The sequence below is a fragment of the Actinomyces sp. oral taxon 169 genome, from assembly GCF_013394715.1.
Taxonomy (GTDB): Bacteria; Actinomycetota; Actinomycetes; order Actinomycetales; family Actinomycetaceae; genus Actinomyces.
Genome location: NZ_CP058259.1, coordinates 2,456,051 through 2,473,201, shown reverse-complemented (window position 1 = coordinate 2,473,201; position 17,151 = coordinate 2,456,051). Strand labels below are relative to the sequence as shown.

Sequence of the window (17,151 nt, the reverse complement as noted above, 5' to 3'; positions counted from 1 at the left end):
GCCTTGATTAGTTTATCAAGCGCGGATGGGTGTCCGGCTGCTGCCTCCGGCGGGCTGATCCGGCCTGATCGGCCGATCCGGTGGCCCGTGATGAGCCCATGAAACAACGCTGTGACGGCGCACCCCGTACAGTGGTCGCTGGGCCCGCCGGAACCCCGTGGGTCCAGGTCTCGCCGTCGCGATGCGTGCGGCCCTGAGCCCCAGGAGGCATGATGACGAGCACCCCCACCCCCGCCGCGGCTGAGCAGCCCGACCAGAGCCGGCCCAGCGCCGTCGGTGGTCCTGGCCTGTTGGCTGTTGACGGCACCAACCTCGAGCTGCCGCGCACCCCGGCGACCGACGGCGCTGACGGCCTGGGCGTGTCCAAGCTGCTGGGCTCTACCGGCGTGGTGACGCTCGACCCGGGCTTCACCAACACGGCGTCGTGCACCTCGCAGATCACCTACATCGACGGCGCGGCCGGGATCCTGCGTTACCGCGGCTACCCGATCGAGGAGCTGGCCAAGTCCTCGACCTTCCTGGAGGTCGCCTACCTCCTCATCAACGGCGATCTGCCCGACCGCGAGTCCTTCGCACGCATGGAGCGGCGCATCTCGCGCCACCGGCTCCTGCATGAGGACTTCCGCGGCTTCTTCACTTCCTTCCCCTCGTCGGGCCACCCGATGGCGATCCTCCAGGCCGGGATCGCGGGCCTGGCCACCTACTACGAGGACACCCTCAACCCGCACGACCCCTACGAGCGCGAGCTCGCCACCGTGCTGCTGCTGGCCAAGATGCCCACGATGATCAGCTACATCGCCCGGCGCGCCATCGGCCTGCCGCTGCTCTACCCCGACCCGCAGCGCTCCTACGTCGAGGACTTCATCCGCCTGACCTTCGGCATGCCCTACCAGTCCTACGACATCGACCCGGCCGTGGTGCGGGCCCTGGACATGCTGCTCATCCTGCACGCCGACCACGAGCAGAACTGCTCGACCTCCACCGTGCGCCTCGTGGGCTCAGCCGACGCCAACATGTACGCCTCCGTGGCCGCGGGCGTGGGCGCCCTGTCCGGGCCGCTGCACGGAGGCGCCAACGAGGCGGTCCTACGGATGCTGGACACCATCCAGAGCTCGGGAATGACCACAGCCGAGTTCGTCCGCAAGGTCAAGGACAAGGAGGACGGCGTGCGGCTCATGGGCTTCGGCCACCGGGTCTACAAGAACTACGACCCGCGCGCCGCCATCGTCAAGGAGACCGCCCACGACGTCCTGACCCGCCTGGGCTCCGACGACGGCGACCGCAAGCTCGAGATCGCCATGGAGCTGGAGGAGACGGCGCTGCGCGACGAGTACTTCGTCTCGCGCAGCCTCTACCCGAACGTCGACTTCTACACCGGCCTCATCTACCAGGCCATGGGCTTCCCCACGAAGATGTTCACGCCCCTGTTCGCCCTGGGGCGCCTGCCGGGCTGGATCGCCCAGTACCGCGAGATGATCGCCGACCCGGCCAAGCGCATCGGGCGGCCCCGCCAGGTCTACGACGGCTCCACCGAGCGCCACTACGTGGCCATGCATCGCCGCAAGCACGACGACGGACAGTACCCGGCCACCCGCGCAGGCGTCGCCAGCCTCGACCGCGTCACCAGGGTCTGAATCACGAGGCTCTGAGGCTCACGGGCCACGCCGGTTACCCAGGGCTGATTGTCTGTGGCCGGTTGTCTGTGGCCGGGCGGTGCGGTTCGGGAACGTACTTTCCCGACGAGGACTGCGTTCTCCCCCAAACCACTGCGGGCGGACCTCAGTGGTTTGGGGGAGAAGTACGTCCCCGACGCAGAAGTACGTCGTCGATCAGGGCGTTGGGCCGTCCAGCGCGTCTCCTCGCCTACAGGTCGGCCAGGTCGATCTTGCCCATGTGCAGGAGCTTGTCGCGTGTGGCGGCGTCGGCCATGAGCTCGGCGATGTTGTGGGGGACGACCTGCCAGGAGACGCCCCAGCGGTCGACGCACCAGCCGCAGTGCTCGGCCTCGGGCACGGCCGACAGCCCCGCCCAGTAGCGGTCGATCTCCTCCTGGTCCCGGCAGGAGACGATCATGGAGACCCCGGGAGTGAAGGTGAGGTCCTGGGAGGCCCCCGAGTCCCTGGCCGTCATCCAGATGCCGCGCAGCGTGAAGTCGGTGAACATCACCGTTCCCGCCTCCATCGGCCCGCCCTCCTCGTAGCGGTACAGGGCCCCGCGATGGGCGTCGTCGAACAGGTTGATCCAGGCCTCGGTGGCCTCCTCGGCGTTGGCGTGGTTGGGGCCGCCGAACATGAAGGAGGGCAGGATGAAGGGGCGCGGCTCGCCGGCCGGGTCGGTGAGCATGAGCTGCCAGGTCATGCCGAAGCGGTCGCGAACCCAGGCGTAGCGCGGCGAGAAGGGGTACTCGCCCAGTTCCATGAGCACACCGCCGGTGGACAGGTGCTCGTGGAGTTCATCGAGGTAGGCCCGGGCCTGGTCCTCGCCACCGAACAGGAGCGGGTCGAAGTTCAGGATGCAGCTGATCGACGGGTTCGGGGCGTACTGGTCGCCGCCGTTGATGAGCGAGAGACGGAAGCCATGGATGCTGACCGTGGCCGCGAGCCCAGGTGCCTGCTCGACGACGCGGGCCTCGCGGAAGATGTCGGCGTAGAACTGGGCGGCCTCGTCGGCGTTGCCGTTGCACCAGATGGCGGGAGTGATGAGCTGAGCCATGTGGACACCGTATCGCGACATGCGTTGGGGCCGCTGAAGTGTTGTGGCCCCCATCTCTAGTGGCGCGCCCTCCAGTGAGGACTGTGCATGATGCCGACCGTGTTCCCGAACGGATCGACGATAGATGCTGTTGTGAATCCGCCCCCGCGCTCGGTGATCGGCGTATGAGCATGTGCCCCGTGTGTGACGAGGGTGGTGAACGTTGTGTGAATATTGTCGGTGTGCCAGTAGGTGATGGGTGATGTTGTCGAACCCGGGGACGGTGTCATGAAGGAGCGATCCATGATGCCCAGTTCGTCCTCGTCCGGACCGATGCGGAACTCGGTGTAGGCACAAGGGCCGGTTTGTGGACTGCGGTAATACGGAGTGATGCCCAGCAGGTCTGCGTACCAGTGAGAGGCGGCGTTGACGTCATCAGCGGTAAGAACCATCGTGGTGAGTCCTTGCAGGATGGTCATGGCGTGTCCTTTCGGTGAGATGCCTTGTGGCACCCAACCTAGAACTGAAAGTGCTCATCCGGTGCGCACCATTGTCTGAGATGATCTTTAGTGTGCGTGCAGACCGTCTGATCGTCCTCCTGTTGCTCCTCCAATCGCGTGGGAGGATGACTGCCTCCCAGGTGGCCGCGGAGCTCGAGATCTCGCCAGCTACTGCCAGACGAGACCTCGAAGCCCTCTCGACGGCGGGAATCCCGGTCTACTCACAGCCGGGGCGAGGTGGTGGCTGGCGCCTTGTTGGAGGTGCTCGAACTGATCTGACTGGTATGTCTGCGGGCGAGGCGCGAGCGCTGTCGCGGATGCTAGGAACGGCGGCACTGAAGGACCCAGAAACTCGGGTGCCCACGATGAAGCTTATCCAGGCCTTACCATCTTCTCTGCGTGATGAGGCTGAACGGTTGATGACGGCAGTTCATGATGACCGTGTTGCCTGGGGTGAGTTGGCGGCTGATGCAACGTCGGGCCTAAGTCAACTTTGTGATGTCGTCGCCCAGCACCGAGTGGTGGTTGCCTCCTATCAGTCAAAAAATGGGGAGTGTAGTGTTCGGCGTCTGCTTCCCCTGGGGCTGGTGAATAAGGTAGGTGTCTGGTACCTCATCGCTGATGGTGAATGTGGGATGCGGATATATCGAGTATCGCGGTTTGAGGAGGTGGTCGTGACGAATGAAGTGTTCGACCCTCCGAAAAATTTCGATGTCGCCGCCTACTGGGATGCTCAAGCGGACGTCATTGAGGGAAAGCGGTCTGGGGTTGCTGCGGTGCTGCGGGTGCACTCGTCGATCATTCCTGTGCTGCGTTATCAGTTCGGAAGGTATTTCACTCTCCTTGAGGAGGGTGACGTGAGCGTTGTTGAAGTTCGCGCCCACATGCTAGTCGGATTGGCTGAGAGGCTTGCGGGGTGGGGTGACCGCATCGACGTCTTGTCACCACCTTGCCTGCGGTCTGAACTCGCCCGTATCGGCTCAGAACTGGTTGCGCATCACGGTTCTGCACGATGATGAATCGGTGTCAGACATCGACCTCAGTTCTGAGATGGCTTGGACGGATCATCAGTGCGCTGACGGTGCTCAGTAAGAATGCGGTGATGCCGATAGCGGCGAAGTTGTCGGTGAGAGTGAGAAGTGGACCGCCGATAAGCCCTGCCACCGTTGTGCCGAGGTACATTACCGTGCTGGTGAGGGTGGAGATGGTACCGCGTGCTGTGCTGTCAAGTTGCTGCAGGTGGAGCATACGGACGCTGAGCATTGCGCCTCCGCAGGCGAAGAGAGGCAGGAATACCAGTCCCACAACGATCGGAGCTGGGGAGGCGGCGAGTACCAGGTAGGCGATGCCCATCACTACGGCGCTCAGGTAGATGGCTCGGACAGGGGTCATACGGCCGGTCAGGCGGACGCCGAAAAGGCTGCCGATCGTGTTACCGATCCCGCCAGCAAGGACGATGAGCGCCACTGTGACTTTCGAGGTGCCCAGACCGTCCTCCAACCAGGTCGGTGCGTAGGTAAATACGGTGAAGAATGCCAGCGTGTACGCGAGGTAGGACAGGAATCGTGTGAAGGCTTGTGGTGCGTGGAGCAGGGTCAGGTACGGCACTTTCTTAGCTGCCGCGGTGGGATGGAGATCAGGGATCTGGTACCAGAGCGTGACTGTCAGCCCCAACGAGCAGACCCCGATAATGGGGAAGATGATGCGCCAGTCGATGATTGCGAGGAGACTTCCGAGAGGGACCCCGACAACCTGAGCGATGGACAGTCCGGCGGTTGTATATCCCATGACGCGCAGAACATGTTGCTGATCCGGGCCGACGAGGGTGGGGATCATTGCCCACACTTGCGGTGCGGCGATGGCCGCCGCGCCGCCAGTGATGAAACGGAAGATGAACATCGTCCAGAATCCTGGGGAGACTGCGCAGGCGGCTGTTGCCAACGCGAAGACCACCATCCCAAGTGTAAGAATGATCCTGCGGTTACCTCGGTCCGAGATCGGCCCGGACAGCAGCCCGGTGAGCGCGTACCCGATCGCATAGACGCTGACCAGCCAGCCACTCTGCGTCGTCGACACATCGAATGCCTTGGCCAGTGACGGCAGCAGTGGCGCGACGACGAAGGTGTCCGAGCCGATCAGGAACATGACCGCGAACCCGAGTAGTGAAAGTTTTCGGTCCATAACGTCCTCCAGTCCGTTGAGAGCGCCTCAACGCTAAGCCTTGACAGTGATGTCAATGTCAAGAGACGCTGGCGCGGTCCAGTAAGTTGATCGAAGAGGGGCGTATGCGCATCACCGAAGCTGCCCGGCATGCTGGGACCAGTCCACGGATGCTGCGCTACTACGAGGCTGAGGGGCTGCTGGCGCCCGTGCGTCGTGACAACGGCTATCGTGACTACGGTGCTGGAGAGGTTCTCGCTGCCCGCCAGATCGTCGCGCTGTCCCGCGCTGGCTTGCCCATCTCGCTCATCAGGACGGTGCTGCCATGTGCCACAGAAAGCGGTGCGTTGCGGGCATGCCCCTCGGTCGCGCCCGAGCTGCGCCGTCGGCTCCGCGACGTCGAAGAACAGATTGACGCGCTCGCGAGCGGCGCCGAGGTCATCAGGAGCCTCCTCGACAACCTTCAAGACGTCGCATCTGCCTAGCCCGCCTTATAGCTGCGTGCTGGTGTCTTACTCGATGGGCGCGAGCCGAACTTGGCTGCCACGCTGGCGTTTATCTTCTGAGGCCTGAGCCGTCCGGGAGCCCTGCTCGCGTCGTAGAGTCATCGATGTCTGGCTCTGTCCGTGGCAGAACCACTACGGTTAGGCTGGCCTTATGAGCAAGAAGTCCGCTGCCTCCACCGCCTCCGCCGATCTTCCGCTGCCTCACTCCGACCGCCCCATCGCTTCAGCCCCCGGCCACTGGGTCCTGGCCCGCGCCGGCAAGCGCGTCCTGCGCCCCGGTGGCGCCGCCCTGTCCGCCGCCATGCTCAGCCACGCAGGCCTCGCCGGTGCCGACGTCGTCGAGCTCGCCCCGGGCCTGGGGCGCACCGCTGCCGAGATCATCAAGGATCACCCCGCCTCCTACACGGCCATCGACCGCGACCCCGACGCCGCCCGGCGCGTGGCCGCCGTCGTTGGGAACCTCGGCACCGTCCGCCAGGGCGAGGCCGCCGACACTGGCCTGGACGAGGCCAGCGCCGACGTCGTTGTCGGCGAGGCCATGCTCACCATGCAGGGGGACAAGGGCAAGGCCGCCATCGTCGCCGAGGCAGCCCGCGTCCTGCGCCCCGGCGGGCGCTACGCCATCCACGAGCTCGGCGTCACCCCCGACGACATCGACGAGGACTACTACACCCAGCTGCGCCGCGACCTGGCCCGCTCCATCCACGTCAACGCCCGCCCCATGACGGCGGCCGCCTGGAAGGAGCTCATGGAGGGGGCCGGACTCGTCGTCGACTGGGTCGACACCGCCCCCATGGCCCTGCTCAAGGTCGGCCGCAATATCCGCGACGAGGGACTGGGCGGCTTTCTGCGGATCGCCCGCAACGTTGCCGCCGACAAGGCGCTGCGCCAGCGTGTCCAGGAGATGGCCGCCACCTTCAAGCGCTACGAGAAGGACATGGTCGGCATCGCCCTCGTGGCCCACAAGCCCGAGTCCTGAGCCCCGCTTCTCGCCGGTCGTCGACGTCGCGGTCGTACCTTAGCTCGCGCGTTCGAGGGGTCAAGGGTGCGAACGCGCGCCCTAAGGTACGAACTCGCGGATGCGTCCCTACTGTGCAACGGGCCCTAGTCGTCGCGGATCGCCCCGCGCAGACCGGCGCGCAGCACCTCCCGGTTGAGCAGCGCGATCGCCTCGATCGGGATGCCGGCCGGGCACGCTGGCACGCACTCGCCGTACTCCGAGCACGGCCCGAAGAGCGCATCGAGCTCCCGCGTCATCGCCCGAGCCCGGCGCCCCCGTTCGATACGCCCCTGCGGCATGAGCGACAGGTGCGCCAGCTTCGCCCCCGCGAAGAGCGCCGCCGCCCCGTTCGGGCAGGCCGCCACACAGGCCCCGCAGCCGATGCAGGCGGCGAAGTCCAGGGCCCGCTCCGCCTGCAGGTGCCCCTGGGCGACGTCGTCGGCATCCGGCGCGGTCCCCGCGGCCACGTCCACGGTTCCGCCCGCCCGGATGAGCTCGTCGAGCGCCGTGCGGTCCACCACCAGGTCCCGGATGACCGGGAATGCCGCGGACCTCCACGGCTCCAGCCGGAAGCGCCTCACTCCGGGGAAGGCCCGCAGGTGCTGACGGCAGGCCGGGGTCGTGTCCAGCGGCCCGTGCGGCACCCCGTTGACGAGGAAGCCGCAGGCCCCGCACACCCCCTCCCGGCAGTCGGACTCGAAGACCACCGGCTCGCCGCCGGCCTCGATGATCTGGTCGTTGAGGCGGTCGAGCAGCTCGAGCAGACTCATCTGCGGCTCGGCGTCCTCCACCACGTGACTCTCGAAGAAGCCCCGTGCCCGAGGCCCGTCCTGCCGCCAGATCTCCAGCTCGATCCTCATCGGTAGTCCCTCACCTGCATGGCCACCAGCGAGAAGCTCAGTGGCTCCGTGCGGCGCGTGTGCCCGCCGTCGTCCCCGGTCTGCCAGGCCGATACCGAGCACCAGGTCTCGTCATTGCGCTGGGCCTCGCCGCCCTGCGTCGCGTACTCCTCGCGGAAGTGGGCGCCGGCGGACTCGCGCCGGTCCAGGGCGTCGAGGACCATGATCTCCGCCAGCTCCAGGAAGTCGGCGACCCGCAGCGCCTTCTCCAGCTCCTGGTTGAGGCGCGCCTGGCCACCGACCACGGTGACATCGGCCCAGAACTCCTCGCGCAGGGCGCGCACCTCCTCCAGAGCGTGCAGCAGCCCCGCCTCGGAGCGGCTGACCCCGCAGCCGGTGTAGAGGATCTCGCCCAGTCGGCGGTGGAACCACACCGGACGGTGGGTCCCGCCCACCGCCATGAGCGCCTCAATGCGCTCGCGGGTGTCGGCCACGGCCCGAAGCACCTCCGGAGCCTCGGGGCTCAGGGGCCTACTGCCCACCAGCCCGGCCAGGTAGTTCGGCACGGCCAGCGGAAGCACGAACCAGCCGTCCACGCTGGCGCTCAGCAGCGAGTTCGCCCCCAGGCGGTTGGCGCCGTGGTAGTTGTTCGAGGCCTCCCCACCCACGAACAGTCCCGGGATGGTGGACATCTGGTCGAAGTCCACCCACAGCCCGCCCATCGTGAAGTGGGCGCCCGGGGCGATGCGCATGGGCACCTCGTAAGGGTCCTCCCCGGTGGCGTCGAGGTACATCTCGAACAGGTTGCCGTAGCGCGAGGCGATGGTCTCCTTGCCCAGCCGCTCCAGCGCGTCGCGGAAGTCGAGGTAGACCGAGTTGCGCAGCGGCCCGACGCCGCGGCCGGACTCGATCTGCTCGCGGGCGTTGCGCGAGGCGACGTCGCGCGGGGTGAGGTTGCCGAAGGCCGGGTACTTGCGCTCCAGGTAGTAGTCGCGCTCGTCCTCGGGGATCTCGTTCGGGGCCCGCTCGTCCCCGGGGCGCACGGGCACCCAGATGCGCCCGTCGTTGCGCAGCGACTCGCTCATGAGCGTCGTCTTGGACTGCCAGTGGGAGCTCACCGGCAGCGCCGTGGGGTGGAACTGCACCATGCAGGCCGAGGCGAAGGCCGCCCCGCGCCGGTGGGCGCGCCAGGTGGCGGTGGCGTTGGAGGCCATGGCCAGGGTCGAGTAGTGGTAGACGCTGCCGTAGCCGCCGGTGGCCAGCACGACGGCGTGCGCGGTGTGGGCCCGTACTTCGCCGGAGAGCAGGTCCCGGGTGACGATGCCCTGTGCGCGGGAGTCGGCCACGATGAGGTCGAGCATCTCGGTGCGGGTGTGCATGCGGACGCTCCCGGCGGCGACCTGCTCCTGGAGGGCCTGGGCGCAGGCGATCTCCAGCTGCTGGCCGGTCTGTCCGCGCGTGTAGTAGGTGCGTGAGACCTGCACCCCGCCGAAGGATCGGGTGGCGAGCTGGCCGCCGTACTCGCGGGCGAAGGGCGCCCCGATCGCCTCCATGTGGTCGATGACCCGGCCGGACTCCAGTCCCAGGCGCACGACGTCGGCCTCCCGCCCCCGGTAGTCCCCGCCCTTGACGGTGTCCTTGACGAAGCGCGCCAGGGAGTCGCCGTCGACCTTGCGGGCCCGGGCGGCGTTGATCCCGCCCTGGGCGGCCACCGAGTGGGCGCGGCGCGGGGCGTCGTGCAGGCTGAAGCACTCCACCCGGTAGCCCAGGCGTCCCAGGGTCGCGGCCGCTCCGGCGCCGGCCAGTCCGGTGCCCACCACGATGACGGTCAGCCTGCGGCGGTTGGCGGGATTGACCAGGCGGTACTCGTCGCGCCGGCGCTCCCAGGCATGCTCGGGCGGGCAGTCCGGCAGGTGCGCATCCAGGTCCTCGCCGACGTCGTACAGGCCGCCGACGGCGCCCGGCACACTCGCGCTCATCCGATCACCCCCGTGCAGATGAGGACGGGCAGCAGGCCGTTGACGACGGCGACGGCCAGGGCCACGGCCAGGGCGAGGGCGCGGCAGGCCTTGCGCAGTCTGGGGCCGGTGCCGCCCAGGTCGATGACCACGTTCCACAGGCCCTGCGCCAGATGGAGGGAGAGCGCCAGCATGACCAGGCTGTAGAAGACCGCCATGCCGGGGCGCGACAGGCTCGCCACGAGGTTGTGGTAGGCGCTGACCTGCAGCTCGCCGTTCGACGTCGTCGGTGCCTGAAAGTCCTCAGGAGCGATGAGGCGGCCGACGGTCAGGTCGAGGACGTGGATGAGGACGAAGGCCCCGATGAGGACGCCGGTCGCCAGCATGGAGCGGGCGCCGATGGTGCGGGCGGGCAGGGCCCGGCGCCGGAAGGCCCCGCGAGCGCTCCTCGCCCGTCGCCACAGCGCGATTCCCGCCGCGACGTGCGCCACGACGCAGGCCACCAGGGCCAGGCGCATCGCCCACAGGAGCCCCTCGTGCGGCAGGAGCGGGTAGGCGACCTGCCGCAGCCAGGCGGCGTAGCCGTTGAAGGCCTGCGGGCCCGCGAGAACCTTGAGGTTGCCGACCATGTGGACCACGACGAACAGGGCCATGATCGTGCCGGTGATCGCCATCGTCACCTTGAGGGCGCGCTGTGAGGCCCACACGGGGGTGCGGCGCCTGCGCCGGGGAGGAAGCGCGTCGCCAACAGGCTGAGCAGCCTCGGGGACACGGGCGGCCGTGGATGTCGCAGCCATCTGCCCTCCCCTCCATTGCGTAGAACAACCCATCACTATGATAACGAACACTGTGGTGCTGGTGTGGGGAGTGCGCCTTGTTCTTCGGGGGCGTTCGACGCGACCGGCCGCCTCCCGCGGCTGAGGCGGGAGACGGCCGGTACGAGAAGCGCGGCGGCGGGGGAGTAGGCGGAGGAGAGCCCTACTGGCCGGGGTGCTGGGGTGAGCCCAGCTCGATGCTCTTGCCGCCGCGGGCCAGGGCCTCGACGGCACCGGACTGGGAGTTGCGGCGGAACAGGACGTTGGAGGCGCCGGCCAGCTCTCGGGCCGGAACCACACGTGGCTCCTTGAACAGGCCGAGGTTGCCGGGCACCACGCCGCCCTGCGGCATGAGGGAGACCCTCGTTCCGGCCGTCAGGTACAGACCGGCTTCGACGACGCAGTCGTCACCCAGCGGGATCCCGAGCCCCGAGTTCGCCCCCAGCAGGCAGTGCTCGCCCAGGGCCACGCGCTGGCGCCCGCCGCCGGAGAGCATGCCCATCGTGGAGGCGCCGCCGCCGACGTCGGAGCCGTCACCGATGACGACCCCTTGGGAGATGCGGCCCTCGACCATGGAGCGTCCCAATGTCCCGGCGTTGTAGTTGACGAAGCCGGAGTGCATGACCGTGGTGCCCTCGGACAGGTAGGCGCCCAGGCGCACGTTCGCGCCGTTGCCGATGCGCACCCCCGAGGGCAGTACGTAGTCGGTCATGCGGGGGAACTTGTCCACCGAGTGCACCTGGACGGGGCGCCCCACGGCGGCGCGCAGGCGCATGCGGGTGGTCTCGAAGTCCTCGGCGCGACAGGGGCCGGCGGAGGTCCACACCACGTTGGGCAGGCGGGAGAAGATCCCGTCCAGGTTGACGGTGTTGGGCCGGACCAGGCGGTGGGACAGCGTGTGCAAGCGCAGGTAGGCGCCGGCTACGGTCTGGGGGGCGTCGTCGAGGTCGGCCCAGGTGCGCACCACGGTGGTGTGGACGCCGCGGGCCTCATCGCGCCGCTCCATGGCGCTCAGGGAGGCCAGGAGGTCGGCGTGCCCGTCCTCGGGCTCGTCGCCGAGAACCGGTCGGGGGTACCACACGTCGAGAGTGTTGCCGTCGTCGGTCACGGTCGCCAGGCCGAGACCCCATGCACTGCGAGTCGTCATGGGAACACCCTACGGTCCCCGGTGGCTGACCGTTGCCGGTGGGCGTGCGAGAATCACCGCATGGCGCGCACGACGATCCACCTCATGCGGCACGGCGAGGTGCACAACCCCGGGGGCATCCTCTACGGCCGTCTGCCCGGGTACCACCTGTCCACCCTGGGGCACCAGATGGCCCAGCAGGTCGCCGACGTCCTGTCCGCCTCCGGGCACGACATCACCCGGGTCATCACCTCACCCCTGGAGCGGGCCCGGGAGACCGGTGCCCCCACCGCTGCCGCCTTCGGTCTGGCGCCGACGACGGATCCCCGACTCATCGAGGCCGGCAACTCCTTCGAGGGTATGGCCGTCAATCGCAACCGCTGGATCCTGGCCCACCCCACCTACTGGTCCAGCTACGTCAACCCGCTGCGCCCCTCCTGGGGCGAGCCCTACCGGGAGATCGTCGAACGCATGCGCGGCGCCGTCGTCTCCGCACTCGACCTCGCCGAGGGCCACGAAGCGCTCCTCGTCTCCCACCAGCTGCCCATCTGGTCGCTGCGCCTCTTCCTGGAGGGCCGCCCCCTGGCCCACGACCCGCGCCGCCGCCAGTGCGCCCTGGCCTCCCTGACCTCCCTGACCTTCGAGGACAGCACCCTGGTGGGGCTGGCCTACTGGGAGCCGGCCGGTGACCTGCTGCGCCAGGCCCGCGACATGGTGCCCGGCACCTCCTCCGCCCAGACCGCGGGCAGTGTCAGCCCCGTCGGCCCCACCAGCCCCGCCGGGCACGCCGAGGCGGCCCGGTGACCCAGCAGCCGCCCTCGCGTCCACTCGGCGGCGAGGTCGTGCGCACCGGCCCGACCGGTGAGGTCAGCCGCCCCGGCCGCGCCCGCCCCGCCCCGCGCCGCCCCTGGACCGGACAGGACTTCGTGTGGTGGCACACCGCCGCCGTCCTGACCGCCACCCGCCAGGGCCGCCGCCCCAACCCGGTCTCACCGACCATCGACCCCGTGCGCCCAGCCCTGGGATCCGGGGAGGTCATGCTGGCCACCTGCGACGCCGAGCTGCTCATGTGGCGGCGCGGGGACGTCACCTACAACCCCTCCCGGGGCTTCTTCCTGGCCGGCGGCCCCGTCGGCCTGGCCCTGACGGCCGCCTTCTTCGGCGGACAGGCCTACCTCAACCACCGGCGCCGACGCGCCGCCGAGGCCGACGCCGTCGAGAGGTGGCGCCACCTGGCCGGCGCCCGCCTGACTGTGTCCACCCACGGCATCTACCTGGGCACGGGGGAGGGCGTCATGCCCATCTCCTACGCCGACATCCAGGAGGTCCAGCTCACCGCCACCGGTGAGATCGTCATCGCCGCCGCCAACGCCTCCGGCTCGGTGCGCCTGAAGATCCGGGCCCAGTGGGCCGAGCTCGTCCTCATCCTGTGGTCGGTGCGCTACATGCCCGAGCACCCCCAGCTCGTCGGGCGCACCTGGATCCCCGGCGACTGGCTCATCCACGCCGCCGCCCACGGCTACGACGTCGACACCACCCCCTGGCCCCAGGCCCGCCCCGCCCTGCCCTGAGGCCGGAGCGCCGAGGCCGGGCCGGCGTGCACCCGGTCAGTGCTGGTCAGTGTGAGTCGGTCCCGGAGCGGTCGGTCCCGCCCGTCTCGCCGGCCTCAGGATCCTCGTCAGCTCCGTCGTTACTGGCGCCGTGACCGCCTGCGGGCTCTTGCGGGTGGTGCTTGCGACGGCGGATGTCCTGCTCCAGGTCCCTGAGGAACTCCGGGTCGTCGTCGGGCGCCATGGGCCGGGGGCGCTGCGGACGACGGAAGGTCGTGCCCTCCTTGGAGGACCACACGGTGGGCTCGACGTAGCCGCCGCGCTCCTCAGCGGCCTTGACCCGCGAGAAGATGATCCAGGCTATCGGGCCGATGGTCGGGAACAGCACGACCAGAGTGATCCACAGGTACTTCGGCATCCGCGCCGGCATGCTCTCATCCGGCGTGCGTGCGCAGTCCAACAGGGCGTACAGCGTCAGAGCGAACACCAGGACGATGAGGACGATACGCATGGGCCAACCCTAACCGAGCCGGAGAGCCCCGCAGACCCCCCACCTGCTCGACCCCTCTCGGTGCCCCGCCTCATCCCCAGCCGGCCCGGGCCGTGGCACGATCTTGGGGTGCCCGCCCCGCCCGCCCTCCGCCTTCTGACCGGCGGAACCGCCCCCGACGACGTCGCCGCCCTGCGCACCGCCCTCGCCGAGCGCCTGGCCCTGCGCGGCCTGCTCCCCACCCGCGATGGCCGCGATGGTCGCCCCGCCCTCGCCGCCGAGGGCGGGGAGGGCCGGACGGGTTCGCCACAGCCGCTGCTCGTCCCCATCGCCCCCGGGGAGGACGAGGGGCAGGTCCGGTCAGACCTGGCCCGCCGCATCACCCGCGTCCCCGCACGCACCGACCTCATCCTGCGCACGTCGGGCTCCACCACCGGCACCGGCCGACTCATCGCCATGAGCACTGCCGCCCTCATGGCCTCCGCCCGCGCCACCCACGCACGCCTCGGCGGCCCGGGAACCTGGCTCCTGCCCCTGCCGGCCCACCACGTCGCCGGCCTGCAGATCCTCATCCGCTCCCTGGAGGCAGGAACCGAGCCCGTCGTGGTCGACACGAGCGCTGGATTCAGCCCGACGGCGCTCGCGGAGGCCCTGCGCTCGGCGCGCCGGTCCACCGGGGCGGCCGTCTCCCGGCTCTACGTCTCCCTGGTCCCCACCCAGCTGGTGCGCGTCCTGCAGGACCCGCAGGCCCGCCGGGCCCTGGCAGGAGCCGACGCCGTCCTCCTGGGCGGCGCCGCCGCCGACCCCGCGCTGCTGGCCCGGGCCCGCGGGGCGGGCGTCACCGTGGTCACCACCTACGGCATGAGCGAGACCGGCGGGGGCTGCGTCTACAGCGGCCGCCCCCTGGAGGGGGTCGAGATCGCCATCCAGGCCCCCGACGCCGAGGGTGCCGGCCGCATCCTCATCTCCGGTCCGGTCCTGGCCGAGGACTACCTCCACACCCCCGGCCGCAACCTCAGCGCCAGCGAGGGCTTCCATCGCAGTGGCGCCAGGCGGGTCCTGGCCACCTCCGACCGCGGCCGGCTGCACCCCGACGGGCGCCTGGAGGTCCTGGGCCGCCTGGACGACGTCATCATCACCGGGGGCGTCAAGGTCGAGCCCCGCCACGTGGAGGAGGCCCTCACCGGTATCGACGGCGTGGCCGAGGCCTGCGTCGTCGGCCTGCCCGACGAGCAGTGGGGAAGCACCGTCGTCGCCGCTGTCGTGCTTGAACCGGGCCGGCAGCCGGGCGGCCCGAAGCGGCTGGACGGCGCCGCCCTGCGCGAGGCCGCCCGCGCCCGGCTGGACGGCGCCCACGCCCCCAAACGGGTCGTCGTCCTGGAGGCCCTGCCACTGCGCCCCAGCGGGAAGGTCGACCGGCGTGAGGTCGCCCGGCTCCTCGCCACGACCACGACAGACGTGACCTCGGAGCCCCTTACGCCAGAGCCCTGATCTCCGCCTCACTCGGGCAGGTGGCCGGGCCGAAGTGCGTCGTGGTCAAGGCGCCGGCCACATTCGCCCAGCGCAGCGCCGTCCTCAGGTCGACGCCCCGGGCAAGGGCCGCGGCCAGGACACCGGAGTGCGCGTCACCGGCCCCGTTGGTGTCCACCGGCGTCACCGGGATGCTTGGGGTATGGCACGCCGCGCCACCGTCGGAGAACCAGGAGCCCTGCTCCCCGCCCCGCACCAGCACCGTGCCGAGCCGACCCGACAGCGCCTCGCAGACGCCGGAGTGGTCACCGGCCTCCACCCGCAACTCCAGGCGGTCGGCGAGCAGCCCGGCCTCACGCTCATTGAGCGACCAGACGGGCCCCAGCGCACTGAGGCGCTCCAGCGAGCTCATGGGGACCGAACCAACCATGGGGGAGACGTCGAACAGTGCCGTGCACCCCGCTCGGGCTTCGGTCAGTCTCCCGGCCAACCGCTCCAGCGCCGTCCTGGAGGCATCATCGGCCAGGGAGTAGCCGGAGAGGTAGACGACGTCGTCGCCGCTCACCTCCAGGTGGTCGAAGGCATCCACCGGGCCACGAGTCTCTGCCCCGCAGGTGGAGATGAAGGTGCGCTCAGCCCTCGCATCGGTCATGGCCACGCAGTAGCCCTGGTCGCCGGGTGCGACCGGGCCGACATGATTCACCCCGATCTCCTCCAGTGCCCGCCGGGCCACCTGGGCGAAGGGCCCCTCGCCCAGCGGCCCGGCGTACAGGGTCTCGACCCCCATCCGGCGGGCAGCGGCCAGCACGTTGAAACCACCGCCGACGGCCATGGAGGACTCGTCGGCGAACACATCCCCGCCGGGCTCGGGAATCGCCTCGATGCGCAAGGTCAGGTCAATGACGACCTGACCGGTGTGAATGACCCGTCCCATCATGGCCGCCTCTGCTCCGGAGCGTCTTGCTGACAGTGCCCGCTGCCGCCGCGCAGCGCCAGCAGCGCCTCACAGACCGGCTCGAGCCGCAGGCCGGAGCGCTCCAGCACCCGATCGACCAGCTCGACGGGAAGAAGATGGGGTGCACTCGCCCCCAGGACCGCACCGGCCATCGCGGCAATGGTGTCAGTATCTCCCCCGAGCTCAGCGGCGAAGCACAGCCCGTCCAGGGGCCGCTGCGCGAACTCCCGCACGATCACCAGCGCGCAGGGGACCGACTCTGCCGACTCCACCGACGTTCCGACGTAGGTGCGCAGATGCTCGGCCAGGGCCTCCCCGTGCAGGTCACGACTCGTCTCCAGGGCCAGGCGGGTGCGGGCGGCAACGGAGGCCTTCTCCGTCCAGTGGCCCGCCTCGGGGTGGGCGGCCACGAAGTCCAGCGCCGCCTCCAACGCCCCCGCCGCGTCAACGCCGTCGATGGCCGCGCTGACCGCCGCGGCGAGGAGCCCAGCGGCCTCGAAGCCCTGCCGGGTGTCGTGGGTGACCAGGCAGGAGGCCCGAACAGCCCGGGCCAGCGCGTCGCCGTCGGCGCTCAGGGAGAAGGCGATGCCCACCGGGGCCACCCGCATCGCGGCGCCGTTGGTGGTGCCCTGTCCGCCGGTGCAGTGCGGGTCCGCCCCGGCGCGCACCCGCTCCAGAGCGAGCTTGGTGGAGGGCCCCAGCAGATCCAGGGACCCGCGAGCGCGCATATCGTCCTCCCAGCGCAGGAGGGCATCGGCGAGCTGGTGGGGGTCGATGCGGCCGCCACCGTCGATGAGGAGACCAGCCAGGATGAGAGCCTGCTCGGTGTCATCCGTGATGCTGCCCGCAGGCACTGAGGGGGCAATGGGCTGCTCGGCGACGGCGTCGCGCAGCCCGGTGATCGTGCCGTAGCACCGGCGGATCCGTGCCGGACTCATCGACTGAGTGGGCATCCCCAGCGCGTCGCCGAGGGCCAGCCCGGTCAGCGCTCCCAGGGCGCGTTCGCGTGCCGGGGGCTCAGCCACCACGGGCGCAGGCATGGGTGAAGGAGTGCGAGGGCGGGGATCGGGGTGTCTCACGGAGGTCCTTGT

Annotated in this window: 17 protein-coding genes and 1 pseudogene; 8 read left to right on the top strand and 10 right to left on the bottom strand. The window is 69.7% G+C overall.

What is annotated here, in order from left to right:
* Positions 1 to 212: 212 nt before the first annotated feature.
* Positions 213 to 1,634, top strand: coding sequence for a citrate synthase (locus tag HW274_RS10445; RefSeq protein WP_144020825.1), 1,422 nt, complete (start codon positions 213 to 215; stop codon positions 1,632 to 1,634).
* Positions 1,635 to 1,863: 229 nt separating this feature from the next.
* Here the strand turns inward: HW274_RS10445 and HW274_RS10440 are convergent, their stop codons facing one another.
* Together HW274_RS10440 and HW274_RS10435 are read right to left on the bottom strand one after the other, a co-directional pair.
* Positions 1,864 to 2,712: a VOC family protein gene (locus HW274_RS10440; protein WP_185988749.1), complete on the bottom strand. Its 849-nt coding sequence runs from the start codon at positions 2,710 to 2,712 to the stop codon at positions 1,864 to 1,866.
* A gap of 56 nt (positions 2,713 to 2,768) precedes the next feature.
* Positions 2,769 to 3,170, bottom strand: coding sequence for a VOC family protein (locus HW274_RS10435; RefSeq protein WP_185988748.1), 402 nt, complete (start codon positions 3,168 to 3,170; stop codon positions 2,769 to 2,771).
* A gap of 80 nt (positions 3,171 to 3,250) precedes the next feature.
* Here HW274_RS10435 and HW274_RS12935 point away from each other — a divergent pair.
* A pseudogene (locus HW274_RS12935) lies at positions 3,251 to 3,376 on the top strand (DeoR family transcriptional regulator); the annotation flags it as partial.
* Positions 3,377 to 3,556: 180 nt separating this feature from the next.
* Positions 3,557 to 4,207 carry a YafY family protein gene (locus tag HW274_RS10430; RefSeq protein WP_260679229.1) on the top strand — a complete coding sequence of 217 codons (651 nt, stop codon included), beginning with the start codon at positions 3,557 to 3,559 and terminating at the stop codon, positions 4,205 to 4,207.
* Positions 4,208 to 4,217: 10 nt separating this feature from the next.
* Here the strand turns inward: HW274_RS10430 and HW274_RS10425 are convergent, their stop codons facing one another.
* A complete protein-coding gene (locus HW274_RS10425; RefSeq protein WP_260679064.1) occupies positions 4,218 to 5,372 on the bottom strand; it encodes an MFS transporter in 1,155 nt (384 codons plus the stop codon).
* 104 nt (positions 5,373 to 5,476) lie between these two features.
* On the opposite strand from HW274_RS10425, the gene HW274_RS10420 reads away from it, so the two are divergent.
* Together HW274_RS10420 and HW274_RS10415 are read left to right on the top strand one after the other, a co-directional pair.
* A complete protein-coding gene (locus HW274_RS10420; protein ID WP_185988746.1) occupies positions 5,477 to 5,836 on the top strand; it encodes a MerR family transcriptional regulator in 360 nt (119 codons plus the stop codon).
* 172 nt (positions 5,837 to 6,008) lie between these two features.
* Positions 6,009 to 6,836 (top strand): class I SAM-dependent methyltransferase, encoded by an 828-nt coding sequence (locus HW274_RS10415; protein ID WP_185988745.1) that lies wholly within the window; start codon positions 6,009 to 6,011, stop codon positions 6,834 to 6,836.
* A 125-nt stretch (positions 6,837 to 6,961) separates the two neighbouring features.
* Here HW274_RS10415 and HW274_RS10410 read toward each other — a convergent pair whose 3' ends face one another.
* The 4 genes from HW274_RS10410 to dapD all read right to left on the bottom strand — a co-directional run bounded on the left by HW274_RS10410 (position 6,962) and on the right by dapD (position 11,616).
* Positions 6,962 to 7,717 (bottom strand): succinate dehydrogenase/fumarate reductase iron-sulfur subunit, encoded by a 756-nt coding sequence (locus tag HW274_RS10410; RefSeq protein ID WP_185988744.1) that lies wholly within the window; start codon positions 7,715 to 7,717, stop codon positions 6,962 to 6,964.
* On the bottom strand, positions 7,714 to 9,675 hold the full coding sequence (locus tag HW274_RS10405; RefSeq protein ID WP_185988743.1) for a fumarate reductase/succinate dehydrogenase flavoprotein subunit: 1,962 nt from the start codon (positions 9,673 to 9,675) through the stop codon (positions 7,714 to 7,716). The genes HW274_RS10410 and HW274_RS10405 overlap by 4 nt, the downstream gene beginning before the upstream one ends.
* The gene (locus HW274_RS10400) at positions 9,672 to 10,451 is read right to left on the bottom strand and encodes a succinate dehydrogenase cytochrome b subunit (protein ID WP_185988742.1); all 780 of its coding nucleotides are present in this window, start codon (positions 10,449 to 10,451) and stop codon (positions 9,672 to 9,674) included. Before HW274_RS10400 ends, HW274_RS10405 begins: the two co-directional genes overlap by 4 nt.
* 181 nt (positions 10,452 to 10,632) lie before the next feature.
* Positions 10,633 to 11,616, bottom strand: coding sequence for a 2,3,4,5-tetrahydropyridine-2,6-dicarboxylate N-succinyltransferase (dapD, locus tag HW274_RS10395; protein ID WP_075405026.1), 984 nt, complete (start codon positions 11,614 to 11,616; stop codon positions 10,633 to 10,635).
* A gap of 60 nt (positions 11,617 to 11,676) precedes the next feature.
* Between dapD and HW274_RS10390 the strand changes: the two genes are divergently transcribed.
* Positions 11,677 to 12,399 (top strand): histidine phosphatase family protein, encoded by a 723-nt coding sequence (locus HW274_RS10390; RefSeq protein WP_185988741.1) that lies wholly within the window; start codon positions 11,677 to 11,679, stop codon positions 12,397 to 12,399.
* Positions 12,396 to 13,166, top strand: coding sequence for a hypothetical protein (locus HW274_RS10385; RefSeq protein ID WP_260679062.1), 771 nt, complete (start codon positions 12,396 to 12,398; stop codon positions 13,164 to 13,166). The genes HW274_RS10390 and HW274_RS10385 overlap by 4 nt, the downstream gene beginning before the upstream one ends.
* A 46-nt stretch (positions 13,167 to 13,212) precedes the next feature.
* Here HW274_RS10385 and HW274_RS10380 read toward each other — a convergent pair whose 3' ends face one another.
* Complete coding sequence (locus HW274_RS10380) at positions 13,213 to 13,656, bottom strand: PLD nuclease N-terminal domain-containing protein (RefSeq protein WP_075254354.1); 444 nt, start codon at positions 13,654 to 13,656, stop codon at positions 13,213 to 13,215.
* A gap of 108 nt (positions 13,657 to 13,764) precedes the next feature.
* Between HW274_RS10380 and HW274_RS10375 the strand changes: the two genes are divergently transcribed.
* Complete coding sequence (locus HW274_RS10375; protein ID WP_185988740.1) at positions 13,765 to 15,126, top strand: AMP-binding protein; 1,362 nt, start codon at positions 13,765 to 13,767, stop codon at positions 15,124 to 15,126.
* Here HW274_RS10375 and HW274_RS10370 read toward each other — a convergent pair.
* On the bottom strand, positions 15,110 to 16,042 hold the full coding sequence (locus tag HW274_RS10370) for a PfkB family carbohydrate kinase (RefSeq protein ID WP_075254352.1): 933 nt from the start codon (positions 16,040 to 16,042) through the stop codon (positions 15,110 to 15,112). The two genes, HW274_RS10375 and HW274_RS10370, sit on opposite strands and share 17 nt — an antisense overlap.
* A complete protein-coding gene (locus tag HW274_RS10365) occupies positions 16,039 to 17,100 on the bottom strand; it encodes an ADP-ribosylglycohydrolase family protein (RefSeq protein ID WP_075254351.1) in 1,062 nt (353 codons plus the stop codon). The genes HW274_RS10370 and HW274_RS10365 overlap by 4 nt, the downstream gene beginning before the upstream one ends.
* Between the last annotated feature and the right edge of the window lie 51 nt (positions 17,101 to 17,151).